1 rRNA gene is annotated in these 1,208 nt (G+C 55.8%); it reads left to right on the forward strand.

Going from position 1 to position 1,208, the window contains the following annotated elements:
- Positions 1-70 (forward strand): 5S ribosomal RNA (rrf, locus tag KTJ78_RS14070); the annotation flags it as partial.
- Between the last annotated feature and the right edge of the window lie 1,138 nt (positions 71-1,208).

The raw sequence follows: 1,208 nt of genomic DNA on the forward strand, positions 1-1,208 counted from the left end.
GGTAGCTAAGGCTGACTGCGCCGATGGTACTGCGAGGGGGACCTCGTGGGAGAGTAGGACACCGCCGGACTTCTTTTTAATGGGAAACGGGCTGGTCTCAGTATCGAGACCAGCCCCTTTTTCTATTCTCCTCATGGATAGATAGGCTGCCCTGGTGCAGCGAGGGCAAAAAGCCTCCCGCTGCACCAGGGCAGCCTTTTTTGCTTGTTCGAGTACTGTGTCAGGCCTGTACGAGCACTTTCGGTTCAGCGTGGGACCCAGGCTCTGTGATGGCTGACGACGTTGCTGAGATGCAGCCTTCAGGTATGAGTGCTTGCATACAGATGCGGCGGTAGGGTTTCGTTCAAAGGAAAAGCCGTCAAGGTTTGAAGGACTGAGAATTCGGATGCTTCTGAAAGCCGGTTATGGCCCGCTTGGGCCACCTGCTCGAACGCACGAGTTCGACGTCGAACTCGATGTCAACGGACTCATCTGTTGATCACGGAGCGACTCGCGGTAGTTCGTATCTCGTGTGATTCTGATGCCTGTGTTTGCATAGGAGATGACGACGATGTGCCAATTGCGATGCTCTCTGCAGGTGCTGATGTCATCAGTCGGAGGTGACCCGAAGATGATCCGCTCACTCTTGCATGGAGAGCCTAGGGGTTGAGTGCTGCAGTTCGACGATCTGTGATGCCGGCGTGTGCTGCAAGACGGCAAGACCCAGGGGCTAGAGAAGTCAGGGGCACGGTGAGGTCTGGCCACCGAGCGAGATGTCACAGGAGTGATCTCGATCGCGAAGCCACACTGTATGCAATCTGAGCATACCCGGTTGAGTGGTGATGGGCGCAGCCATCTGAATCGAGCGGAATCTCGCAGCTGCTCGAGTCCGACGCGAACATGCTCGTGCCGTGATAGCGGAGTAAACACGACATCGTCGAAATCTTAGCGAGCCTTGAATGACCCCCTCGACTCATCGATACCTCAAATGATTCACCGGGCTCGATCGACGAGAACGCAATGTGTACGTGAGGGAAGCGTTGACGCGCCCGGGGTGCTGAACCCGCTGGTATTACAACGACGTATTTTGGGCCCGTTTGCATCAATGCTGAGGTGCTTGGGACGGACAAGAGGTGCAAACCATCGCTTTTCGCGTTTTTGTGTTTTGGCTGTTTGAGTGGGGGCGCGCCGTTGGTGTGGTGTCGATTTGCGTTGTGGGGTTGTTGGGA

Source organism: Leucobacter chinensis, from assembly GCF_019049105.1.
Lineage (GTDB): Bacteria > Actinomycetota > Actinomycetes > Actinomycetales > Microbacteriaceae > Leucobacter_A > Leucobacter_A chinensis.